Source organism: Sphingobium sp. MP9-4 (genome assembly GCF_005281675.1).
Taxonomy (GTDB): domain Bacteria; phylum Pseudomonadota; class Alphaproteobacteria; order Sphingomonadales; family Sphingomonadaceae; genus Sphingobium; species Sphingobium yanoikuyae.
In genome coordinates this window covers 32,579-50,800 of record NZ_LUFI01000032.1, presented here as the reverse complement: position 1 = coordinate 50,800, position 18,222 = coordinate 32,579, and the positions used below count along the sequence as shown (strand labels likewise).

At 62.9% G+C, this 18,222-nt stretch carries 29 protein-coding genes; 26 read left to right on the top strand and 3 right to left on the bottom strand.

Annotated elements, in window-relative coordinates; translation table 11 throughout:
* Window positions 1–144 precede the first annotated feature (144 nt).
* From rpsJ to A0U87_RS10570, 24 genes are all read left to right on the top strand, one after another.
* Window positions 145–453 carry a 30S ribosomal protein S10 gene (gene rpsJ / locus A0U87_RS10685; protein ID WP_004208724.1) on the top strand — a complete coding sequence of 103 codons (309 nt, stop codon included), beginning with the start codon at window positions 145–147 and terminating at the stop codon, window positions 451–453.
* A 287-nt stretch (window positions 454–740) separates the two neighbouring features.
* Window positions 741–1,493, top strand: coding sequence for a 50S ribosomal protein L3 (gene rplC, locus A0U87_RS10680; protein ID WP_004208723.1), 753 nt, complete (start codon window positions 741–743; stop codon window positions 1,491–1,493).
* A 3-nt stretch (window positions 1,494–1,496) separates the two neighbouring features.
* Entirely contained in the window at window positions 1,497–2,120 is a 624-nt protein-coding gene (gene rplD, locus A0U87_RS10675; protein WP_004208722.1) for a 50S ribosomal protein L4, read from the top strand.
* Window positions 2,113–2,427, top strand: coding sequence for a 50S ribosomal protein L23 (locus tag A0U87_RS10670; protein WP_004208721.1), 315 nt, complete (start codon window positions 2,113–2,115; stop codon window positions 2,425–2,427). Before rplD ends, A0U87_RS10670 begins: the two co-directional genes overlap by 8 nt.
* A 10-nt stretch (window positions 2,428–2,437) precedes the next feature.
* On the top strand, window positions 2,438–3,274 hold the full coding sequence (gene rplB, locus A0U87_RS10665) for a 50S ribosomal protein L2 (RefSeq protein WP_004208720.1): 837 nt from the start codon (window positions 2,438–2,440) through the stop codon (window positions 3,272–3,274).
* Window positions 3,275–3,279: 5 nt separating this feature from the next.
* The gene (gene rpsS, locus A0U87_RS10660; RefSeq protein WP_004208718.1) at window positions 3,280–3,558 is read left to right on the top strand and encodes a 30S ribosomal protein S19; all 279 of its coding nucleotides are present in this window, start codon (window positions 3,280–3,282) and stop codon (window positions 3,556–3,558) included.
* On the top strand, window positions 3,558–3,944 hold the full coding sequence (gene rplV, locus A0U87_RS10655) for a 50S ribosomal protein L22 (RefSeq protein WP_004208717.1): 387 nt from the start codon (window positions 3,558–3,560) through the stop codon (window positions 3,942–3,944). Before rpsS ends, rplV begins: the two co-directional genes overlap by 1 nt.
* A gap of 4 nt (window positions 3,945–3,948) precedes the next feature.
* Window positions 3,949–4,644: a 30S ribosomal protein S3 gene (gene rpsC / locus A0U87_RS10650; RefSeq protein WP_004208716.1), complete on the top strand. Its 696-nt coding sequence runs from the start codon at window positions 3,949–3,951 to the stop codon at window positions 4,642–4,644.
* Window positions 4,645–4,665: 21 nt separating this feature from the next.
* The gene (rplP, locus tag A0U87_RS10645) at window positions 4,666–5,097 is read left to right on the top strand and encodes a 50S ribosomal protein L16 (RefSeq protein WP_004208715.1); all 432 of its coding nucleotides are present in this window, start codon (window positions 4,666–4,668) and stop codon (window positions 5,095–5,097) included.
* Between the two features lie 3 nt (window positions 5,098–5,100).
* Entirely contained in the window at window positions 5,101–5,304 is a 204-nt protein-coding gene (rpmC, locus tag A0U87_RS10640) for a 50S ribosomal protein L29 (protein WP_004208714.1), read from the top strand.
* Between the two features lie 12 nt (window positions 5,305–5,316).
* Window positions 5,317–5,580, top strand: coding sequence for a 30S ribosomal protein S17 (rpsQ, locus tag A0U87_RS10635; RefSeq protein WP_004208713.1), 264 nt, complete (start codon window positions 5,317–5,319; stop codon window positions 5,578–5,580).
* 168 nt (window positions 5,581–5,748) lie between these two features.
* On the top strand, window positions 5,749–6,117 hold the full coding sequence (gene rplN, locus A0U87_RS10630) for a 50S ribosomal protein L14 (protein WP_004208712.1): 369 nt from the start codon (window positions 5,749–5,751) through the stop codon (window positions 6,115–6,117).
* Window positions 6,117–6,428, top strand: a complete 312-nt coding sequence (rplX, locus tag A0U87_RS10625) for a 50S ribosomal protein L24 (RefSeq protein ID WP_004208710.1) — start codon at window positions 6,117–6,119, stop codon at window positions 6,426–6,428. Before rplN ends, rplX begins: the two co-directional genes overlap by 1 nt.
* Window positions 6,428–7,000 (top strand): 50S ribosomal protein L5, encoded by a 573-nt coding sequence (gene rplE, locus A0U87_RS10620; protein WP_010337292.1) that lies wholly within the window; start codon window positions 6,428–6,430, stop codon window positions 6,998–7,000. Before rplX ends, rplE begins: the two co-directional genes overlap by 1 nt.
* A gap of 50 nt (window positions 7,001–7,050) precedes the next feature.
* On the top strand, window positions 7,051–7,356 hold the full coding sequence (rpsN, locus tag A0U87_RS10615; RefSeq protein ID WP_004208708.1) for a 30S ribosomal protein S14: 306 nt from the start codon (window positions 7,051–7,053) through the stop codon (window positions 7,354–7,356).
* Between the two features lie 12 nt (window positions 7,357–7,368).
* Window positions 7,369–7,764 (top strand): 30S ribosomal protein S8, encoded by a 396-nt coding sequence (rpsH, locus tag A0U87_RS10610; protein WP_004208707.1) that lies wholly within the window; start codon window positions 7,369–7,371, stop codon window positions 7,762–7,764.
* Window positions 7,764–8,297 (top strand): 50S ribosomal protein L6, encoded by a 534-nt coding sequence (rplF, locus tag A0U87_RS10605; RefSeq protein ID WP_004208706.1) that lies wholly within the window; start codon window positions 7,764–7,766, stop codon window positions 8,295–8,297. The genes rpsH and rplF overlap by 1 nt, the downstream gene beginning before the upstream one ends.
* A gap of 1 nt (window position 8,298) precedes the next feature.
* The gene (rplR, locus tag A0U87_RS10600; protein WP_004208705.1) at window positions 8,299–8,664 is read left to right on the top strand and encodes a 50S ribosomal protein L18; all 366 of its coding nucleotides are present in this window, start codon (window positions 8,299–8,301) and stop codon (window positions 8,662–8,664) included.
* 2 nt (window positions 8,665–8,666) lie between these two features.
* Window positions 8,667–9,377, top strand: coding sequence for a 30S ribosomal protein S5 (gene rpsE / locus A0U87_RS10595; RefSeq protein ID WP_004208704.1), 711 nt, complete (start codon window positions 8,667–8,669; stop codon window positions 9,375–9,377).
* Between the two features lie 5 nt (window positions 9,378–9,382).
* On the top strand, window positions 9,383–9,562 hold the full coding sequence (gene rpmD, locus A0U87_RS10590) for a 50S ribosomal protein L30 (protein WP_010337294.1): 180 nt from the start codon (window positions 9,383–9,385) through the stop codon (window positions 9,560–9,562).
* Between the two features lie 136 nt (window positions 9,563–9,698).
* Window positions 9,699–10,229, top strand: a complete 531-nt coding sequence (gene rplO / locus A0U87_RS10585) for a 50S ribosomal protein L15 (protein ID WP_004208702.1) — start codon at window positions 9,699–9,701, stop codon at window positions 10,227–10,229.
* A 195-nt stretch (window positions 10,230–10,424) separates the two neighbouring features.
* Window positions 10,425–11,771: a preprotein translocase subunit SecY gene (gene secY, locus A0U87_RS10580; protein WP_137405516.1), complete on the top strand. Its 1,347-nt coding sequence runs from the start codon at window positions 10,425–10,427 to the stop codon at window positions 11,769–11,771.
* 46 nt (window positions 11,772–11,817) lie between these two features.
* The gene (locus A0U87_RS10575) at window positions 11,818–12,474 is read left to right on the top strand and encodes an adenylate kinase (protein ID WP_004208699.1); all 657 of its coding nucleotides are present in this window, start codon (window positions 11,818–11,820) and stop codon (window positions 12,472–12,474) included.
* Between the two features lie 38 nt (window positions 12,475–12,512).
* A complete protein-coding gene (locus tag A0U87_RS10570; RefSeq protein ID WP_048938083.1) occupies window positions 12,513–13,064 on the top strand; it encodes an ATPase in 552 nt (183 codons plus the stop codon).
* Between the two features lie 72 nt (window positions 13,065–13,136).
* Here the strand turns inward: A0U87_RS10570 and lepA are convergent, their stop codons facing one another.
* Window positions 13,137–14,942 carry a translation elongation factor 4 gene (gene lepA / locus A0U87_RS10565; protein ID WP_010337296.1) on the bottom strand — a complete coding sequence of 602 codons (1,806 nt, stop codon included), beginning with the start codon at window positions 14,940–14,942 and terminating at the stop codon, window positions 13,137–13,139.
* A 195-nt stretch (window positions 14,943–15,137) separates the two neighbouring features.
* Between lepA and A0U87_RS10560 the strand changes: the two genes are divergently transcribed.
* On the top strand, window positions 15,138–15,911 hold the full coding sequence (locus tag A0U87_RS10560; RefSeq protein WP_137405518.1) for a CsgG/HfaB family protein: 774 nt from the start codon (window positions 15,138–15,140) through the stop codon (window positions 15,909–15,911).
* A 33-nt stretch (window positions 15,912–15,944) separates the two neighbouring features.
* On the opposite strand, the gene A0U87_RS10555 is transcribed toward A0U87_RS10560, so the two are convergent.
* Window positions 15,945–16,988 carry an acyltransferase gene (locus A0U87_RS10555; RefSeq protein ID WP_010337298.1) on the bottom strand — a complete coding sequence of 348 codons (1,044 nt, stop codon included), beginning with the start codon at window positions 16,986–16,988 and terminating at the stop codon, window positions 15,945–15,947.
* 134 nt (window positions 16,989–17,122) lie between these two features.
* Window positions 17,123–17,680, bottom strand: coding sequence for a hypothetical protein (locus A0U87_RS10550; RefSeq protein ID WP_010337299.1), 558 nt, complete (start codon window positions 17,678–17,680; stop codon window positions 17,123–17,125).
* Window positions 17,681–17,827: 147 nt separating this feature from the next.
* On the opposite strand from A0U87_RS10550, the gene A0U87_RS10545 reads away from it, so the two are divergent.
* The gene (locus A0U87_RS10545) at window positions 17,828–18,214 is read left to right on the top strand and encodes a PH domain-containing protein (RefSeq protein ID WP_029547676.1); all 387 of its coding nucleotides are present in this window, start codon (window positions 17,828–17,830) and stop codon (window positions 18,212–18,214) included.
* Window positions 18,215–18,222 lie beyond the last annotated feature (8 nt).

Sequence of the window (18,222 nt, the reverse complement as noted above, 5' to 3'; positions counted from 1 at the left end):
TCGCCTTTCTCCGGCTCGAATGAGCTAGAAGGGCAAAACGGGGCGGATATTTTTTTGTTGGCGTGTTTTTGTAAATCAACGGCTGCTCCGGCTGATTCATGAAAATGCGCTGGTTATTGGCTCTTTCGCATCGGTACAGGAACAATGGACAGCAACATCCGCATTCGCCTCAAGGCGTTCGATCATCGCGTGCTCGATCAGGCGACCGGCGACATCGCCGAAACCGCCCGCCGCACCGGCGCCCTCATTCGCGGTCCGATTCCTCTTCCGACGCGCATCGAAAAGTTCACGGTCAACCGTGGTCCGCACATCGACAAGAAGTCGCGCGAGCAGTTCGAAGTCCGCACCTACAAGCGTATGCTTGACATTGTGCAGCCGACGCCGCAGACGGTCGACGCGCTGATGAAGCTGGACCTGGCTGCCGGCGTGAACGTCGAAATCAAGCTGGCCTAAGGTCGGCAAGTCCCCGCCTTCCGCAAGGTTGGCGGGGTATCGGGTATTCTGTTCCTCTTCTCTGGAGAGACGGAAGCTCAAACGACACAAGGGATACCGCACGGCCCGCCGGTGAACCGGCTAAGGCGCGTGGTCCTGGTCCCCCGTCGCCTTTCCCGAGAGGGATCGGCATCCAACCCGGACGGGGTGATCTATACATTGGGTTGGGCCGCGAAGCAGAGATGCTGAGCGGTTTTTTCGTTGGATACGCCCGCTGCTATGGCGGGCCTCTATGGGAGTAATCAGTGATGCGCACTGGCGTGATCGCTAAGAAAGTCGGGATGACCCGCCTGTTCCAGGACGACGGACGTCACGTCCCCGTCACGGTCCTCAGCCTTGAGGGTACGCAGGTCGTCGCACGTAAGGAAGTCGAGCGCGACGGTTATGTCGCCCTTCAGCTGGGCGCTGGCGTTGCCAAGGCCAAGAATGTCGCCAAGCCGCAGCGCGGTCACTTCGCCAAGGCGGAAGTTGAACCCAAGGCGCGTCTGGTCGAATTCCGCGTCGCCGAGGATGCGCTCCTCGACGTCGGCGCCGAAATCGCCGCTGACCACTTCGTCGCTGGCCAGCTGGTCGACGTTGCTGGTCACACCCAGGGTAAGGGCTTTGCCGGTGCTATGAAGCGCTGGGGCTTCGGCGGTATGCGCGCCACCCACGGCGTGTCGATCAGCCACCGTGCGCATGGTTCGACCGGTAACCGTCAGGATCCGGGCCGCGTCTTCAAGAACAAGAAGATGGCCGGTCACATGGGTGATCGTGAGCGGACCCAGCAGAATCTCGAGATCGTCCGCACGGACGTCGAGCGTGGTCTGCTGTTCGTCAAGGGTTCGGTTCCGGGCGCCAAGGGCACCTGGCTGACCGTCAGCGACGCCGTGAAGGTTCCCCGTCACGCCGACGCGCCCTATCCCGCCAGCCTAAAGCAGGCTGCAAACAGCAATGCCGCGCCGGCCGAGACGCCCGCGGAAGCGGCCGCTCCCGAAGCGACCGAAGGCCAGGAGGGCTAAACCATGAAGGTCAATGTACAGACCCTCGACGCCGCAGCTGCCGGTGAGCTGGAGCTCAACGATGCCGTTTTCGGCCTCGAGCCCCGCGCCGACATTCTGCACCGCGTCGTCACCTGGCAGCTCGAAAAGCGTCGTGGCACTGCCCGCGGCACGCGCGAGCGTTCGGATGTCGCCCGCACCGGCAAGAAGTTCGGTCGCCAGAAGGGCGGCGGTACCGCCCGTCACGGCGATCGCCGCGCTCCCGTCTTCATCGGCGGTGGTAAGGCTCACGGTGCCCGCGTGCGCGACTTCAACCCCTCGCTGAACAAGAAGGTTCGCGCGCTGGGTCTGAAGATGGCGCTGTCGTCGAAGGTCAAGGATGGTTCGCTGATCATTCTCGACAATCTCGACGTTGCCGAAGGCAAGACCAAGGCGCTGGTCGCCAACTTGGCCAAGCTGAACCTGAACAAGGTTCTGTTCATCGACGGCGACGCCGTGAACGTCAGCTTCGCCAAGGCTTCGGCCAACATCGTCGGCGTCAACCTGCTGCCGGCCGTTGGTGCCAACGTCTACGACATCCTGAAGGCCGACTCGCTGGTGCTCACCCGCGCCGCGGTCGAAAAGCTGGAGGCCCGTTTCAATGGCTAAGAAAGAAGCCGCGACCGTGGACAACCGTCACTTCGACGTCGTTGTCGCGCCGGTCATCACCGAGAAGTCGACCCTTCTCTCGGAAAACAACGCCGTTGTTTTCCAGGTCGCCAACGACGCATCGAAGCCTGAAATCAAGGCTGCCGTCGAGGCGCTGTTCGGCGTGACCGTCAAGGCGGTCAACACGCTGGTGCAGAAGGGCAAGGTCAAGCGCTGGAAGGGCAAGCCCTACAAGCGCAACGACGTGAAGAAGGCGATCGTCACGCTGGCCGAAGGTCAGTCCATCGACGTCACCACCGGTATTTGAGGCGAGATAGATGGCACTCAAGCACTATAATCCGACGAGCCCGGCCCAGCGCGGCCTGATCCTCGTCGACAAGTCGAGCCTGCACAAGGGCAAGCCCGTCAAGGCGCTGACCGAAGGCAAGCGCAAGACCGGTGGTCGTAACAACAAGGGCCATGTCACTTCGCGTGGTATCGGTGGCGGTCACAAGCAGCGCTATCGTATCATCGACTTCAAGCGTCGCCTGTGGGACGTTGAAGGTACGGTCGAGCGTCTGGAATATGACCCCAACCGCACCGCCTTCATTGCGCTGGTCAACTATCCAGACGGCACGCAGGCGTACATCATTGCGCCGCAGCGTCTGGCTCCCGGTGACAAGGTCATCGCGGGCAAGAAGACCGACGTGAAGCCGGGCAATGCGATGGAACTGGGTCAGATGCCGGTCGGCACGATCATCCACAACATCGAGATGAAGCCGGGCAAGGGCGCGCAGCTCTGCCGTTCGGCAGGCACCTATGCCCAGCTGGTCGGTCGCGACCGTGGCATGGTCATGGTGCGTCTGTCGTCGGGTGAGCAGCGCTACATCCGTTCGGACTGCATGGGCACCGTTGGCGCCGTGTCGAACCCCGACAATGGCAACACCAACCTTGCCAAGGCTGGCCGCAACCGTTGGAACGGCATCCGTCCTCTGACGCGCGGTGTTGCGAAGAACCCGGTCGATCACCCGCATGGTGGTGGTGAAGGCCGGACCTCGGGCGGCCGTCACCCGGTCACCCCGTGGGGCAAGCCGACCAAGGGTGCGCGCACCCGTCACAACAAGGCAACGGACAAGTTCATCATCCGTAGCCGCCACGCGAAGAAGAAGAGGTAAGCGAGATGGCTCGTTCCGTCTGGAAAGGTCCGTTCGTGGACCTCAGCCTTCTGAAGAAGGCGGAAGTCGCGCAGGAAAGCAATGGCCGCTCGGGTCCGATCAAGACCTGGTCGCGTCGTTCGACCATCCTGCCGCAGTTCGTTGGCCTGACGTTCAACGTCTATAACGGCCGCAAGCATGTTCCGGTTCTCGTGAACGAGGATATGGTGGGTCACAAGCTGGGCGAATTCGCTCCGACCCGCTTCTTCCCCGGTCACGCTGCCGACAAGAAGGGCAAGCGCTAATGAGCAAGGAAAAGGCTCCCCGTCGCGTCGCCGACAATGAAGCGCTCGCCGTCGGCACGCAGATCCGTGGTTCGGCCCAGAAGCTGAACCTGGTCGCCACGCTGATCCGCGGCCGCAAGGTCGAGGACGCGCTCAACATCCTCGCCTTCTCGAAGAAGGCGATGGCTGTCGACGTGCGCAAGGTGCTGGCTTCGGCCATCGCCAATGCGGAAAACAACCACAATCTGGACGTCGACGCCCTGGTCGTCGCGGAAGCATCGGTGGGCAAGAGCTTCACCCTGAAGCGCTTCCACGCTCGCGGCCGCGGCAAGTCGACCCGGATCCTCAAGCCCTTCAGCCGCGTGCGCATCGTCGTGCGTGAAGCTGGCGAAGAAGCGGAGGCGTAAGCACATGGGTCACAAGAGCAACCCGATCGGTCTGCGTCTGCAGATCAACCGTACCTGGGACAGCCGCTGGTTCGCCGAAGGCGCCGACTATGGTCGCCTGCTGCTGGAAGATCTCAAGATCCGCCAGTACATCATGAAGAACCTGCCGCAGGCCGCGATCTCGAAGGTCGTGATCGAGCGTCCGGCCAAGCTGTGCCGCGTGTCGATCTACGCTGCCCGTCCCGGTGTCATCATCGGCAAGAAGGGTGCAGACATCGAAAAGCTTCGCAAGAAGCTGGGTGCCTTCACCTCGTCGGACGTGTCGCTGAACATCGTCGAAATCCGCAAGCCGGAAATCGATTCGAAGCTCGTCGCACAGGGCATCGCCGACCAGCTGGAACGCCGCGTTGCCTTCCGTCGCGCCATGAAGCGTGCGGTGCAGTCGGCTCTCCGTCTGGGCGCCGAAGGCATCAAGATCACCTGCGGCGGCCGTCTGGGCGGCGCGGAGATCGCGCGTGTCGAATGGTATCGTGAAGGCCGCGTTCCGCTGCACACCCTGCGTGCGAACGTCGACTATGCCGAAGCCACGGCGCACACCGCCTATGGCGTTTGCGGCATCAAGGTCTGGATCTTCAAGGGCGAGATCCTCGGCCATGATCCGATGGCTACCGACCGGCTGATGCTGGAGGCTCAGACCTCCGGCGTGCGCCCGGCGCGCTGAGAATAAGAAGGTAATAGCGTCATGCTGCAACCGAAGAAGATGAAGTTCCGCAAGACCTTCAAGGGTCGGATCAAAGGCGATGCGAAGGGCGGCACTGCGCTGAACTTCGGCGCCTATGGTCTCAAGGCTCTGGAGCCCGAGCGGATCACCGCGCGCCAGATCGAAGCGGCTCGCCGCGCGATCCAGCGCCACCTGCGCCGTCAGGGTCGTCTGTGGATCCGCGTGTTCCCCGACGTTCCGGTCACCAAGAAGCCGGCAGAAGTCCGCCAGGGCAAGGGCAAGGGTTCGGTCGAATATTGGGCGGCTCGCGTCGCTCCCGGCCGTATCCTGTTCGAACTGGACGGCGTTCCCGGTCCGCTCGCAGCAGAGGCCTTCTCGCGCGCCGCGATGAAGCTGCCCATCAAGACGAAGGTCGTTGCCCGCCTCGGCGACACCTCGCACCTGGAGGGTTAAGCTGTGGCCAACGTTGCAGACCTCAAGACCAAGTCGGACGACGAGCTGTCGACCGAGCTGAACAACCTGAAGCGCGAGCAGTTCAATCTGCGTTTCCAGGCGGCCACCAACCAGCTGGAAAAGCCCAGCCGCGTTCGTGAAGTCCGTCGTTCGATCGCGCAGATCAAGACCCTGCAGACCGAGCGTTCGCGCTCGGCCGCGAAGTAAAGGAAACACACGATGCCCAAGCGCGTGCTGACGGGAACGGTGGTTTCCGACAAGACCGACAAGACGGTGGTGGTTCGCGTGGAGCGCAAGGTTAAGCATGCGCTCTACGGCAAGATCATCCGCCGGTCGAAGAAGTACCATGCCCATGACGAGGGCAATGTCTACAAGGAAGGCGAAACGGTCCGTATCGAAGAGACCGCTCCGATTTCCAAGCTCAAGACCTGGAAGGTCATCGAGCGTGTGGACACCCACAAGTCGCCGGAATCGGCGGCCTAAGGGCAGTCACCGACTCTAGAGTCGAAAAAGTTCGGACGCGGGGCTGGCCTTTTCCTTCGGGAGGAGGTACAGGCCCGCGCTTCGTGCATTTCGATTCACCGGGTCGACTCACGAAATTCGGAACCGCCGGGATAGTCCCGGTAGGCCAAATAAGAAGGAACCGGATCCATGATCCAGATGCAATCCAATCTTGACGTCGCGGACAACAGCGGCGCCAAGCGCGTCCAGTGCATCAAGGTGCTGGGCGGCTCGAAGCGGCGTTTCGCCGGCGTGGGCGACATCATTGTCGTCTCCGTCAAGGAAGCTGCTCCGCGCGGTAAGGTGAAGAAGGGTGACGTGCATCGCGCCGTCATCGTGCGCACCGCCAAGGACGTGCGTCGCGCTGATGGCAGCGTGATTCGCTTCGACGGCAATGCCGCTGTGCTTATCAACAAGAACGAGGAGCCGATCGGCACCCGTATCTTTGGCCCGGTCGTTCGCGAACTGCGCGCCAAGAAGCACATGAAGATCATCTCGCTCGCTCCCGAGGTGCTGTAATGAGCGCTGCTAAGATCAAGAAGGGCGACAAGGTTGTCGTCCTGGCTGGCAAGGACAAGGGCCGTACCGGCGCCGTCCTCCAGGTGATGCCCAAGGACGACAAGGTCCTGGTCGAAGGCATCAACGTGCATGCGAAGCATCGCAAGCCCGACCAGTCGAACCCGCAGGGTGGCATCGACCGCAAGCCGGCCCCGATGCACATTTCGAACGTCGCTGTCGCCGACAAGGATGGCAAGCCGACCCGCGTCCGTTTCGAGGACCGCGACGGCAAGAAGGTCCGCGTCGCCGTCAAGTCCGGTGAGGTGCTGTAATGGCCGACAAGTATATTCCGCGCTCGAAGTCGATCTACGACGACGCCATCGTGAAGGCGATGGTCGAGAAGTTCGGCTACAAGAATGTGATGGAAATCCCGAAGATCGAAAAGATCGTGCTCAACATGGGCGTCGGTGAAGCCACGCAGGACAAGAAGAAGGTCACTTCGGCCGCCGAGGAAATGGAACTGATCGCCGGCCAGAAGCCGGTCATCACCAAGGCGAAGAAGTCGATCGCGCAGTTCAAGCTGCGTGAAGGCATGCCGATCGGTGCCAAGGTCACGCTGCGCCGCGAGCGCATGTATGAATTCCTTGATCGCCTGATCAACATTGCCCTGCCGCGCGTGCGCGACTTCCGTGGTCTCAACCCGAAGAGCTTCGACGGCCGTGGCAACTATGCCTTCGGCATCAAGGAGCAGATCATCTTCCCCGAGATCAACTATGACCGCATCGACAAGGTGCGTGGCATGGACATCATCGTGACCACCACGGCGAAGACTGACGACGAAGCGCGCGAACTGCTGCGCCTCTTCGGCTTCCCCTTCCCGATTGAAGAGAAGCAGGCGGCCTAACAGGCCCCGCTTCTCTCCCAACGCTTAAGCTAAGGAAGAGAACTTAAGTCATGGCGAAACTGAGTTCGATCAACAAGAACGAGCGCCGCAAGAAGCTGGTGAAGAAGTATGCCGGCCGCTATGCGAAGCTCAAGGCGATCGCAGCCGATACCGCTCTCGACGACACCGAGCGTCTGATTGCGCGTCTGAAGATGGCGGAAGTCCCCCGCAACGGCAACCCGACCCGCATTCGCAACCGCTGCGAACTGACGGGCCGCCCGCGCGCTTACTACCGCAAATTCCGTCTCTGCCGCGTGCAGCTGCGTGATCTGGCCAACAAGGGCCTGATCCCCGGCGTCACCAAGTCGAGCTGGTAAGGATCATTTGAGATGGCATTGACCGATCCCCTGGGTGATATGCTCACCCGCATCCGTAACGGGCAGCAGGCGAAGAAGGACAGCGTTGTGTCCCCCGCCAGCAAGCTCCGTGCCCGCGTGCTCGACGTGCTGCAGCGCGAAGGCTATATCCGTGGTTATTCCGAGGAAACCCTCGGCAATCACCCCGGCCTGCGCATCGAGCTGAAGTATTTCGAGGGCCAGCCTGCGATCAAGCATGTTGCCCGCGTGTCCAAGCCTGGTCGCCGCGTCTATTCCGGTTCCAAGGAACTGCCGGTGATCCGCAACGGCCTGGGCATCACCATTGTCTCGACGCCCAAGGGCGTTCTGTCCGACGCCGAAGCGCGTGAACAGAATGTCGGCGGCGAAGTGCTGGCGGAGGTGTTCTGATGAGCCGCACTGGCAAGAAGCCGGTCACCGTGCCTGCGGGCGTGACCGCGTCGATCGCTGACGGTCAGCTGTCGGTGAAGGGCCCCAAGGGCACCCTCGCCATGCCGCTGGCCGACGAAGTGACTTACACCGTCGAAGAAGGCAGCATCGCTGTAAAGCCCGCCAACAACGGCAAGCGCGCCCGCGCTTTCTGGGGCATGCAGCGTACCCTGATCCAGAACCTGATCACCGGCGTGACCCAGGGCTTCTCGAAGAAGCTGCTGATCACCGGTGTCGGCTACCGTGCGAACTCGCAGGGCAAGACCCTGAAGTTGCAGCTCGGCTACAGCCACGACGTCGATTTCGAGATTCCGGAAGGCATCGAGATCAAGACCCCGGATAACACCACGGTCGAGATCAGCGGCATCGACAAGCAGCAGGTAGGCCAGGTCGCCGCCGAGATCCGCCGCTGGCGCAAGCCCGAACCCTATAAGGGCAAGGGTATCAAGTACGCCGGCGAATTCATCTTCCGCAAGGAAGGGAAGAAGAAGTAAGATGGCTAAGCTTTCCCTCTTCGCGCGGCGTCGTCGCCGCGTTCGCACCGCGCTCAAGGCTGTTTCGGGCACCCGCCCGCGCCTCAGCGTCCATCGTTCGGGCCGTCACATCTACGCCCAGATCATCGACGACGTCGCCGGTACCACCGTCGCCGCCGCTTCGACCCTGGACAAGGATGTTGGCTCGAAGGCTCTGGGCAAGACCGGCGCCTCTTCCGAAGCCGCTGCCGATGTCGGCAAGCGCGTCGCTGCCGCTGCTACGGCGGCCGGCGTCACCAAGGTCGTGTTCGACCGCGGTGGCTTCCTGTTCCATGGCCGCGTCAAGGCGCTGGCCGATGCCGCCCGTGAAGGCGGGCTGGAGTTCTGATCATGGCTGACGAAAACACCAACGAAGTCGTCGCGCCCGTCGAGGGTGCCGAGGCTCAGACCGAAGGTCGTGGTCCCGGCCGTGGCCGTGGCCGTGGCGGTGACCGCAACCGTGGCGAGCGTGGCGGCCGTGGCCGTCGCGACGACCGCCGTGGCGGCAACCGTGACGAGGAACAGGGCGAAGAGCTGATCGAGAAGCTGGTTCACATCAACCGCGTCTCGAAGACCGTCAAGGGCGGTAAGCGCTTCGGTTTCGCTGCTCTGGTCGTCGTCGGCGACGGCAAGGGCCGCGCCGGTTTCGGTCATGGCAAGGCGCGCGAAGTGCCTGAAGCCATCAGCAAGGCGACCGCTTCGGCCAAGAAGGCCATGGTTCGCGTTCCGCTGAAGGAAGGCCGCACCCTGCACCATGATGGCCTCGGCCACTTCGGTGCTGGCAAGGTGACTGTCCGTTCGGCTCCGGCCGGTACCGGCATCATCGCCGGCGGTCCGATGCGCGCCGTGTTCGAAAGCCTCGGCGTCGCTGACGTCGTGACCAAGTCGAACGGCACCTCGAACCCCTACAACATGATCCGTGCGACCTTCGCGGCGCTGGGCGAGCAGACCAGCCCCAAGTCGGTGGCGCAGCGTCGTGGCAAGAAGGTCGCTGACCTTCTGCGTCGCGGTGGTGCCTCGGCCGAAGTCGCGCAGGCTGACGCCGAAGCGATTGCGGAGTAACTGACATGGCGAAGATCAAGATCAAGCAGATCGGTTCGCCGATCCGTCGCCCCGAAAGCCAGAAGAAGATTCTGATCGGCCTGGGCCTTGGCAAGATGCATCGCGTGGTCGAGCTGGAAGACACGGCGGAAGTCCGCGGTGCCATCAAGAAGCTCCCCCACATGGTGGAAGTGGTCGAGGGCTAAGCCCTTTCGATCTGACGAAATGAAGCGAAAGAGGGGGAAACCCCTCTTTCGTTTTTTCAGCGGAAGCGCTAACGGGCGCTTCCTTTAGATGATCCCGCACGGGATCAGCGCGACAAAAGCGAAAGCGAGTGCGAACATGAAACTGAACGAAATCAACGACAATGCCGGTGCCCGCAAGGGTCGTATGCGCGTCGGCCGCGGTATCGGCTCGGGCAAGGGCAAGACCGCCGGTCGCGGCCAGAAGGGTGCCAAGGCACGCTCGGGCGTCAGCATCAACGGCTTCGAGGGTGGCCAGATGCCGCTCCACATGCGCATCCCGAAGCGCGGCTTCAACAACATCTTCGCCAACGATTATGCGATCGTGAACCTGGGTGAAGTGCAGGCCGCGATCGACGCCGGCAAGCTGGACGCCGCTGCCGTCATCGACCATGCTGCGCTCAAGGCAGCCAATCTGGCCCGTGGTGGCAAGGATGGCGTCCGCGTTCTCGCCAAGGGCGAACTGACCGCCAAGGTCAGCTTCCTGGTCGCCGGTGCCTCGAAGAGCGCCGTCGAAGCGGTCGCCAAGGCCGGTGGCAAGCTGGACGTGATCGAAGTCGTCCCGGCAGCCGAGAAGGCCAAGGCGAAGAAGGGCACCGCCCTTGCCGCCAAGAAGGCCGCCAAGGCCTAAGTCTCGCCCGAGACTTGCAAGCACGGCCCCGCTGCCCGATATGGGTTGGCGGGGCTATGTGTATCGGGGGGAGCATATGTTCGTCGCAACGGCGGCAACTCCCGTTCGACATGGTCTTCCCGCCCCGCTAAGGGGGTAGCGATTCCGCCACGGAGCCCGATGGCTCCGGCAAGAATGATTTGAAGGGCAGCCACAATGGCATCGAGAGCCGACCAGCTCGCATCCAATCTCAGCCTCGCGAAGTTCAGCCAGGCGACCGACCTCAAGAAGCGCCTGTGGTTCACCCTCGGCGCGCTGATCGTCTTCCGCTTCCTCAGCTTCGTGCCGCTGCCGGGTATCGATCCCACCGCGCTCGCGGCCTGGTCGCAGAAGTCGGCCGGTGGCATCCTCGACATCTTCAACACCTTCTCGGGTGGTGCATTGTCGCGCGCGAGCCTCATCACGCTCGGCATCATGCCCTATATCACCGCGTCGATCGTGGTGCAGCTGGCCGCCTCCCTCTCGCCGCAGCTCGCGGCGATCAAGAAGGAAGGCGAGAGCGGCCGCAAGAAGCTGAACCAATATACCCGCTATGGCACCGTCGGCCTGACCGCCGTGCAGGGCTACGCCGCCGCCGCCAACTGGCAGGCGCAGGGCGTGGTCGTGGACCCCGGCATGCTGTTCGCCGTCTCGGCGATCATCTCGCTGATCGGCGGCACCATGTTCCTGCTGTGGCTGGGTGAGCAGATCACCTCGCGCGGCATCGGCAACGGCACCTCGCTGATCATCATGGCCGGTATCGTCGCGCAGCTGCCGGTGACGCTGAGCAACCTGTTCAAGTCGGGCAGCGAAGGCTCGATCTCGGGCCTGGTCATCTTCCTGGTCGTCGTGCTGGGCTTTGGTCTGATTGCCTTCATCTGCTTCATGGAACGGGCGCAGCGCCGGGTGCTGATCCAGTATCCCAAGCGCCAGACGCGCCAGGGCCTGATGCAGGCCGATCGCAGCCACCTGCCGCTGAAGGTCAACACCGCAGGCGTGATCCCGCCGATCTTCGCCAGCTCGCTGCTGCTGCTGCCGCTGACCATCTCGCAGTTCATGGGCGTGAAGGCGGACGATGACAGCCGCTGGAGCAGCATCGTGCTGACGATCAACCAGTATCTGTCGCACGGCAGCCCCTTCTACATGGGCCTCTATGGCCTGGGCATCGTCTTCTTCTGCTTCTTCTACACCGCCGTGGTGTTCAACCCTGAAGAGACGGCCGACAATCTGAAGCGCAATGGCGGCTTCATTCCGGGCATCCGTCCGGGCAAGAATACCGAGAATTATCTCGATTATGTCCTGACCCGGATCACCGTGATCGGTGCCGCCTACCTGGCCTTCATCTGTCTGGTGCCGGAATTTGCCATCGCCCGGGCGGGAATTCCCTTCTACCTTGGTGGGACTAGCCTGCTGATCGTCGTCAATGTTACGGTCGATACCGTGACCCAGATCCAGAGCCATCTGCTTGCCCATCAATATGGGGATCTGATCAAGAAGGCGAAGCTGAAGGGCCGTCTGCGCTAAGGGGGCGCAGACAGGCAAGCGCAAGTACAAGGGGAGAATGCGCGCAATGAATATCATTCTGCTTGGTCCTCCGGGTGCCGGCAAGGGCACCCAGGCCACGCGGCTCGTCGACAGCCGTGGCATGGTTCAGCTGTCGACCGGCGACATGCTGCGGGCTGCGGTCAAGGCGGGGACTCCGGTCGGCCTTCAGGCCAAGGCGCTGATGGAATCGGGTTCGCTGGTGCCGGACGAGGTCGTCTCGGGCATCATCGGCGAAGCGCTTGATGCGCTGGCGGCCGATACCGGCGTGATCTTCGACGGGTATCCGCGGACCGAGGCCCAAGCCCATTCGCTCGACACCATCCTGGCCGATCGCGGCCGCACGCTCGATCATGTGATCGAGCTGGAAGTGGACGAGGATGCGCTGGTCGAGCGCATTACCGGTCGCTTCACCTGCGCGACCTGCGGCGAAGGCTATCATGATGTCTTCAAGCAGCCCAAGGTCGAGGGTACGTGCGACAAGTGCGGCGGGCATGAGTTCAAGCGTCGTCCCGACGACAATGAGGAAACGGTGCGTACCCGCATGGCCGAGTATCGCGCCAAGACCGCACCGATCCTGCCGATCTACGAAGCGCGCGGCATCGTCAGCCGCGTCGACGGCATGGCCGACATGAACGACGTCAGCGGCGCGATCGTCGCCATCTTGGACGGCGTTCCGGCCTGAGCTATTCTCCCTCCCCGGCGACAAGGCGGGGAGGGGACATGGCCTATCCAATCAAATCGATACTGACAGGCGCCGGCATGGCGCTGGCGGCCGCGCCCGGACAGGGTGGGGTGGTTGCCAGCAGCGATGCCGGCTTTGTCGTGCAGGCGAGCGTGGACGTGGCGCTGGCGCCCGACGCGGCCTATGCGCTGCTGGCAGAGCCGGGGCGCTGGTGGAACAGCGCCCACACCTATAGCGGCGATGCGCGCAACATGGTGCTGCAGGCGAAGGCCGGGGGTTGCTTCTGCGAGACCCTTCGCGACAAGAGCGGAAACGGCGCCTCAGGCGGCATCGAACATGCGCGGGTCATCTATGCGGCACCGGGCCAGCGATTGCGGCTGAGCGGGGCTCTGGGGCCGCTGCAGAGCGAAGCCGTGACCGGCGTGCTGGACTTCGCCATTGCGGCCGCGCCGGGCGGCAGCCGTGTGACGCTGACCTATTCGGTGGGCGGTTATATGCGCGCTGGCCTGGCGCCGATCGCGCCGATCGTCGACAAGGTGCTGGTGGAGCAACTCGACGGCTATAAGCGGGCGGCCGACAGCAAGGGCTGACGCGCGACCGCGCCGGCAGGCAATAGCAAATCGGGGTGGAAGCCCGATGGCCTCCACCCCGATGGATGATGCTTAATTCTCGTCGCCCATGCGCAGCGCGGCGATGAAGGCTTCCTGCGGAATCTGGACGCTGCCATATTCGCGCATCCGCTTCTTGCCTTCCTTCTGCTTCTCCAGCAGCTTCTTCTTGCGGGTGATGTCGCCGCCATAGCATTTCGCCGTGACGTCCTTGCGCATCGCCGCGATCGTCTCGCGCGCGATCACCTTGCCGCCGATCGCCGCCTGGATCGGGATCTTGAACAGGTGGCGGGGGATCAGATCCTTGAGGCGCTCGCACATGTGGCGGCCGCGCGCTTCGGCGGCGGAGCGGTGGACGATCATCGACAGCGCATCGACCGGCTCGTTGTTGACCAGGATGCTCATCTTGACGAGGTCGCCCTCGCGCGTGCCGATCTGGTGATAGTCGAACGAGGCATAGCCACGGCTGATGCTCTTCAGGCGGTCATAGAAGTCGAACACCACTTCGTTGAGCGGCAGTTCATAGGTCACCTGAGCGCGGCCGCCGACATAGGTGAGGTTCTTCTGGATACCGCGACGGTCCTGGCACAGCTTCAGGATCGAGCCCAGATATTCGTCGGGGCAGTAGATCACCGCCTCGATCCAGGGCTCCTCGATCATCTCGATATGATTGGGATCGGGCATGTCGGCCGGATTGTGCAGGTGAAGGGTGCGACCATCCTTCATATGCATGTCATAGACGACCGACGGCGCCGTGGTGATCAGATCCAGATCATATTCGCGGCTCAGACGCTCCTGGATGATTTCCAGATGCAGCAGGCCGAGGAAACCGCAGCGGAAGCCGAAGCCGAGCGCGGCCGAAGTTTCCATCTCGAACGAGAAGCTGGCGTCGTTGAGGCGCAGCTTCGAGATCGACTCGCGCAACTTCTCGAAATCATTGGCGTCGACCGGGAACAGGCCACAGAATACCACCGGCTGCACTTCCTTGAAGCCCGGCAGCGGCTTGGCGGCGCCATTCTTCACCGTGGTGATCGTGTCGCCGACGCGGGTCTGGGCGATTTCCTTGATCTGGGCGGTGATGAAGCCGATCTCGCCGGCGGCGAGTTCGGGCAGCGCCTCGATCTTGGGGCGCATGCAGCCGACGCGGTCGATCAGATGCTCGGTGCCGCCGATCATGAACTTGATCGCCTGCCCCTTCTTGATGACGCCGTTGACCACGCGCACCAGGATGACGACGCCCAGATAGGGGTCGTACCAGCTGTCGACCAGCATCGCCTCCAGCGGGGCGTTGCGGTCGCCCTTGGGGGGCGGGATCTTGGTGACGATGGCTTCCAGGATATCGTCGATGCCGATGCCCGACTTGGCGCTCGCCAGCACCGCTTCCGACGCGTCGAGGCCGATCACCTCCTCGATTTCCGCGCGCACCTTTTCCGGCTCGGCGGCGGGCAGGTCGATCTTGTTCAGCACCGGCACAATCTCATGATCATGCTCGATCGACTGATAGACGTTGGCTAGCGTCTGCGCTTCCACGCCCTGCGCGGCGTCGACGACCAGCAGCGCGCCCTCGCACGCGGCCAGCGACCGCGACACTTCATAGGCGAAGTCGACATGGCCCGGCGTGTCCATAAGATTGAGCTCATAGGTCTCGCCATTTTTGGCGGTATAGTCCAGGCGCACGGTCTGCGCCTTGATGGTGATCCCGCGCTCCTTTTCGATGTCCATGTTATCAAGGACTTGCGCGCTCATCTCCCGGTCGGTCAGGCCGCCGGTGCGCTGGATCAGGCGATCGGCCAGCGTCGACTTGCCATGGTCGATATGCGCAATGATCGAAAAGTTTCGGATATGGGACAGGTCGGTCATCGGCGCCCGATAGCAGCAGTTGCGGGCGCTGTCAGCAGGATCACGCTGTGCATGGCACGTGAAATTGCGGTGCGATGACAAGCATCGTCATTAACCCCCTTTGCTTGGAAGCCCCTTGCGGCTGTGTTACGTTCCAGAAAAATATCCGGGGCGCACCAATTTCTCTCGACCAGACAGGAAACGGGGTTTTTGAAAATGCGTGTATTGAAGATGCTGACTGCGGCTGCGGTCTGCCTTGGTTCGGCCGCGCCGATGGCGATGGCCGCCGAAAAGGGTTCGTCGGCCCGTCAGGAACAGTCGCGAAAGCAGGCGGAAATCCCGCGCTGTACCAAGCGCCTTGGCACCGTTGCGATCGTCGAGCCCGACAATCAGTGGTGGCGCGAACTCAATCTGGGCAGCCCCGAGGCGATCCTGAAGATCTTCGTGCAGCAGTCGGGCTGCTTCGGCCTGGTCAATCGTGGCCGGTCGATGGCAAGCCGCAACATGGAACGCGCCATGGCCGACAACGGCGAATTGCAGGCGAACAGCAATCTGGGCCGTGGCCAGGTGAAGGCGGCGGATTATTTCCTGGAGCCGGACATCGTCTCCTCAAACCGCAACAGCGGCGGCAATTCGCTGGGCGGCGTGCTCGGCGGCTTCATGGGTGGCAGCACCTGGGGCCGGATCGCTGGCGGCATCAACGTCAAGAAGAGCGAGGCCAATGTCACCCTCTCGGTCGTCAATGCCCGCACCACCGAGGAAGAGGCACTGACCGAAGGCTATGCCCGCAAGTCGGACCTGAGCTTCAACGCCAGCGGCGGGTCGAGCTGGTGGGGCGGTTTTGCCGGCGCCGCTGGCGGTGGCTATCAGAATACCGAGATCGGTCAGGTGATCGTGCTCGCCTATCTCGACGCCTATACGAAACTGGTGACGCAACTGGGCGGCCTGCCCGAAAATGCGGCCGCTGCCGCGCCGGTCGCGCAGCCCTGATGACAAGGGGGCGCTGCCGCTGCGGCAGCGCCCTCATCCGCTCGGCGCGATTTCCGCGAGCGGGCCGGGCGCCCGTCGCCGCTTCTTCCACCAGCGCAGGATGATCTCTCCTGCTGGTCGCTCGACCAGGCGGTTGATGAGCGTGCCGAGCGTCAGCGCGACCAGGAAGGCGGCGGCAAAGCCGATCCAGGGACTGTAGCCGGCCCTGGCGATTTCCAGCATGACGACGAAGCCGACATGCTGGTGGATCAGGTAGAAACTGTAGCTGATCCCGCCCATCCAGACGAGCGGCCGGATCGCCAGGAAGCGCAGATGATTGCGGATCAGCGCTGCGAAGGTCGCCATCAGCACCAGGCCGACAATGGTCACGTCCCATGTTTCCATGGTCGCGATCGACAGCAGGGCGAGCGCGGCATAGGGGGCCTGCTGCTGCCAGCTGCGTTGCCCAGCCCATATGCGGTAGGCCAGCATGCCGATGATGAAGAAGGGCGTATAGCGCAGCACCAGCAGCATCACGACCCGTTCGGGCACGATGTCGGGCCAGAGCTGCATGACCCAGCGCAGGATCAGCCAGACCACCAGCGTCGGTTCCAGATGCCGCAGGCCGATCCATTTCCAGATCGAGACCATGCAGAAATAGAAGGCGATCTCCACCGTCAGCGTCCAATAGGCGCCGTCCACTTCGGGAATGAAGGCAAAGCCCTGGAGCATCGTCAGATTGGCGAGAATCGCAAAGGGGCCGACCAGCAACTGGGTCGCCTGCGCCAGATATTCGATCGACAGCGTCACCAGCATCGCCACCAGATAGGCGGGGTAGAGGCGGGCGAAGCGGTTGACGATGAAGTCGGCGACCGTGCCGATCCGGTCCAGCGTGAAGAAGATTGCAAAGCCGGAAATGGTGAAGAACAGCAGCACGCGGTAATTGCCGCCGGGAAAGCTGAAGGGCACATGGCTGGCCTGCGGGAACAGCTCATGGAAACGGGTCGAATAATGGAAGACCAGCACGCACAAGGCGCCGATGCCGCGCAACGCGTCCAGCTCCGTCAGCCTTGTCCGTTTCGGCTTCGTTTCAACCATGATGCTTCATAGCAATGATGGAGCAACGAATGGGATATTTTCTTGGTTAACGCGCAATGCGCAAATGGCGGATACGGGCGCTGTCGGTCCCAATCTGGAACGTCCCGCCTTTGCCCCCGTGCGGGATCGCGGTCTTAGCCGGCCGCGCACCAGTCGATTGGCTTGGTCGACCAGGGGCGGGCATAGCGTTTGAGGATGAGGAGTTGGCCCAGCGAGACACCGTCGCGCAGCAGGATGCGGGCGGTCGGATCACTGTCGGCGGGATCGGCATGGGCTTCGAAGCTGCCGCCGTTCAGCATGCCCTGCAACGCGGTGCGGCCGGCGCGGGCAAGGGCGGCTTCCTGCGGGCAGGCAGCGCCTTCGAGTCGCGGCGCGCTGATGTCGGCGAGATGGTAGCGACGGCCCTGATAGGCATAGGCGTCGGTGGCGAGGACACAGGCCTGGCCGTCCAGATCGTCACAAGCGGCAAAACGGGTGGATATGGTGGCGGGGGCGTCGATGGATGGTGCTGAAGCCGTCGTCGACGCGGGCAGCACATGGCGCATCAGGACCAGCAGCAGCGCCCCCATCAACAGGGCGATGAGGATGAGGCGAAGCGGCACGATGGCGCGGCGCTGATCCTGCTTGTCATTCAGCCAATGGCCGGAACGGTCCCGGTCTTCGTCACCAATATCATGCAGGCTATAGGCCATGATTCATCCCCAATCGGAGGCCATCGCTAGTAAATATTGGGAAATTTTTGGTTAACCATGACGCTCGCACAGGGGGCGGCGGACGGCGCCTTGACGCCGCGCCGGGGCCATGGTGAAAAACCGCTGGAGCCAGACGAGGGAGACGGCGTGAGCGAAGCATGGCTATATGACGAGCATCCGGCGATGGTCCGGGCGCATCCCTTCCTGTTCCTGCTGCTGCTGGTTTCGGTGGTCGGCATATTGGCGATCGGCGTGTGGTGGGTGATGCACAAGGGCGAGCGGCTGGCGCTGAGCGAGCGCGAAGTGCTGCTGGAGCGTGGCTTGCTGGCCAAGCAGCGGACCGAGATCGCGCTGTCCAGCATCCGCAGCGTGCGCATCACGCAGACCTTCGGCCAGCGGCTGTTCAATGTCGGCAATGTCGAGCTGTTCAGCGCCGGTGACGTAGCGGAAATCGCGATCCGCAACATGCCGCGACCGGGCCGGATTCGGGCGATTGCGGCGGCCCGCAACCTGGACCTGCTGCCCCAGCGCTGAGCGGTCGA

What these genes read in the sequence shown, in the direction of transcription:
- rpsJ (WP_004208724.1), top strand. Translation starts at nt 145, where the DNA reads ATGGACAGCAACATCCGCATTCGCCTCAAGGCGTTCGATCATCGCGTG.
- rplC (WP_004208723.1), top strand. Translation starts at nt 741, where the DNA reads ATGCGCACTGGCGTGATCGCTAAGAAAGTCGGGATGACCCGCCTGTTC.
- rplD (WP_004208722.1), top strand. Translation starts at nt 1,497, where the DNA reads ATGAAGGTCAATGTACAGACCCTCGACGCCGCAGCTGCCGGTGAGCTG.
- A0U87_RS10670 (WP_004208721.1), top strand. Translation starts at nt 2,113, where the DNA reads ATGGCTAAGAAAGAAGCCGCGACCGTGGACAACCGTCACTTCGACGTC.
- rplB (WP_004208720.1), top strand. Translation starts at nt 2,438, where the DNA reads ATGGCACTCAAGCACTATAATCCGACGAGCCCGGCCCAGCGCGGCCTG.
- rpsS (WP_004208718.1), top strand. Translation starts at nt 3,280, where the DNA reads ATGGCTCGTTCCGTCTGGAAAGGTCCGTTCGTGGACCTCAGCCTTCTG.
- rplV (WP_004208717.1), top strand. Translation starts at nt 3,558, where the DNA reads ATGAGCAAGGAAAAGGCTCCCCGTCGCGTCGCCGACAATGAAGCGCTC.
- rpsC (WP_004208716.1), top strand. Translation starts at nt 3,949, where the DNA reads ATGGGTCACAAGAGCAACCCGATCGGTCTGCGTCTGCAGATCAACCGT.
- rplP (WP_004208715.1), top strand. Translation starts at nt 4,666, where the DNA reads ATGCTGCAACCGAAGAAGATGAAGTTCCGCAAGACCTTCAAGGGTCGG.
- rpsQ (WP_004208713.1), top strand. Translation starts at nt 5,317, where the DNA reads ATGCCCAAGCGCGTGCTGACGGGAACGGTGGTTTCCGACAAGACCGAC.
- rplN (WP_004208712.1), top strand. Translation starts at nt 5,749, where the DNA reads ATGATCCAGATGCAATCCAATCTTGACGTCGCGGACAACAGCGGCGCC.
- rplX (WP_004208710.1), top strand. Translation starts at nt 6,117, where the DNA reads ATGAGCGCTGCTAAGATCAAGAAGGGCGACAAGGTTGTCGTCCTGGCT.
- rplE (WP_010337292.1), top strand. Translation starts at nt 6,428, where the DNA reads ATGGCCGACAAGTATATTCCGCGCTCGAAGTCGATCTACGACGACGCC.
- rpsN (WP_004208708.1), top strand. Translation starts at nt 7,051, where the DNA reads ATGGCGAAACTGAGTTCGATCAACAAGAACGAGCGCCGCAAGAAGCTG.
- rpsH (WP_004208707.1), top strand. Translation starts at nt 7,369, where the DNA reads ATGGCATTGACCGATCCCCTGGGTGATATGCTCACCCGCATCCGTAAC.
- rplF (WP_004208706.1), top strand. Translation starts at nt 7,764, where the DNA reads ATGAGCCGCACTGGCAAGAAGCCGGTCACCGTGCCTGCGGGCGTGACC.
- rplR (WP_004208705.1), top strand. Translation starts at nt 8,299, where the DNA reads ATGGCTAAGCTTTCCCTCTTCGCGCGGCGTCGTCGCCGCGTTCGCACC.
- rpsE (WP_004208704.1), top strand. Translation starts at nt 8,667, where the DNA reads ATGGCTGACGAAAACACCAACGAAGTCGTCGCGCCCGTCGAGGGTGCC.
- rpmD (WP_010337294.1), top strand. Translation starts at nt 9,383, where the DNA reads ATGGCGAAGATCAAGATCAAGCAGATCGGTTCGCCGATCCGTCGCCCC.
- rplO (WP_004208702.1), top strand. Translation starts at nt 9,699, where the DNA reads ATGAAACTGAACGAAATCAACGACAATGCCGGTGCCCGCAAGGGTCGT.
- secY (WP_137405516.1), top strand. Translation starts at nt 10,425, where the DNA reads ATGGCATCGAGAGCCGACCAGCTCGCATCCAATCTCAGCCTCGCGAAG.
- A0U87_RS10575 (WP_004208699.1), top strand. Translation starts at nt 11,818, where the DNA reads ATGAATATCATTCTGCTTGGTCCTCCGGGTGCCGGCAAGGGCACCCAG.
- A0U87_RS10570 (WP_048938083.1), top strand. Translation starts at nt 12,513, where the DNA reads ATGGCCTATCCAATCAAATCGATACTGACAGGCGCCGGCATGGCGCTG.
- lepA (WP_010337296.1), bottom strand. Translation starts at nt 14,942, where the DNA reads ATGACCGACCTGTCCCATATCCGAAACTTTTCGATCATTGCGCATATC.
- A0U87_RS10560 (WP_137405518.1), top strand. Translation starts at nt 15,138, where the DNA reads ATGCGTGTATTGAAGATGCTGACTGCGGCTGCGGTCTGCCTTGGTTCG.
- A0U87_RS10555 (WP_010337298.1), bottom strand. Translation starts at nt 16,988, where the DNA reads ATGGTTGAAACGAAGCCGAAACGGACAAGGCTGACGGAGCTGGACGCG.
- A0U87_RS10550 (WP_010337299.1), bottom strand. Translation starts at nt 17,680, where the DNA reads ATGGCCTATAGCCTGCATGATATTGGTGACGAAGACCGGGACCGTTCC.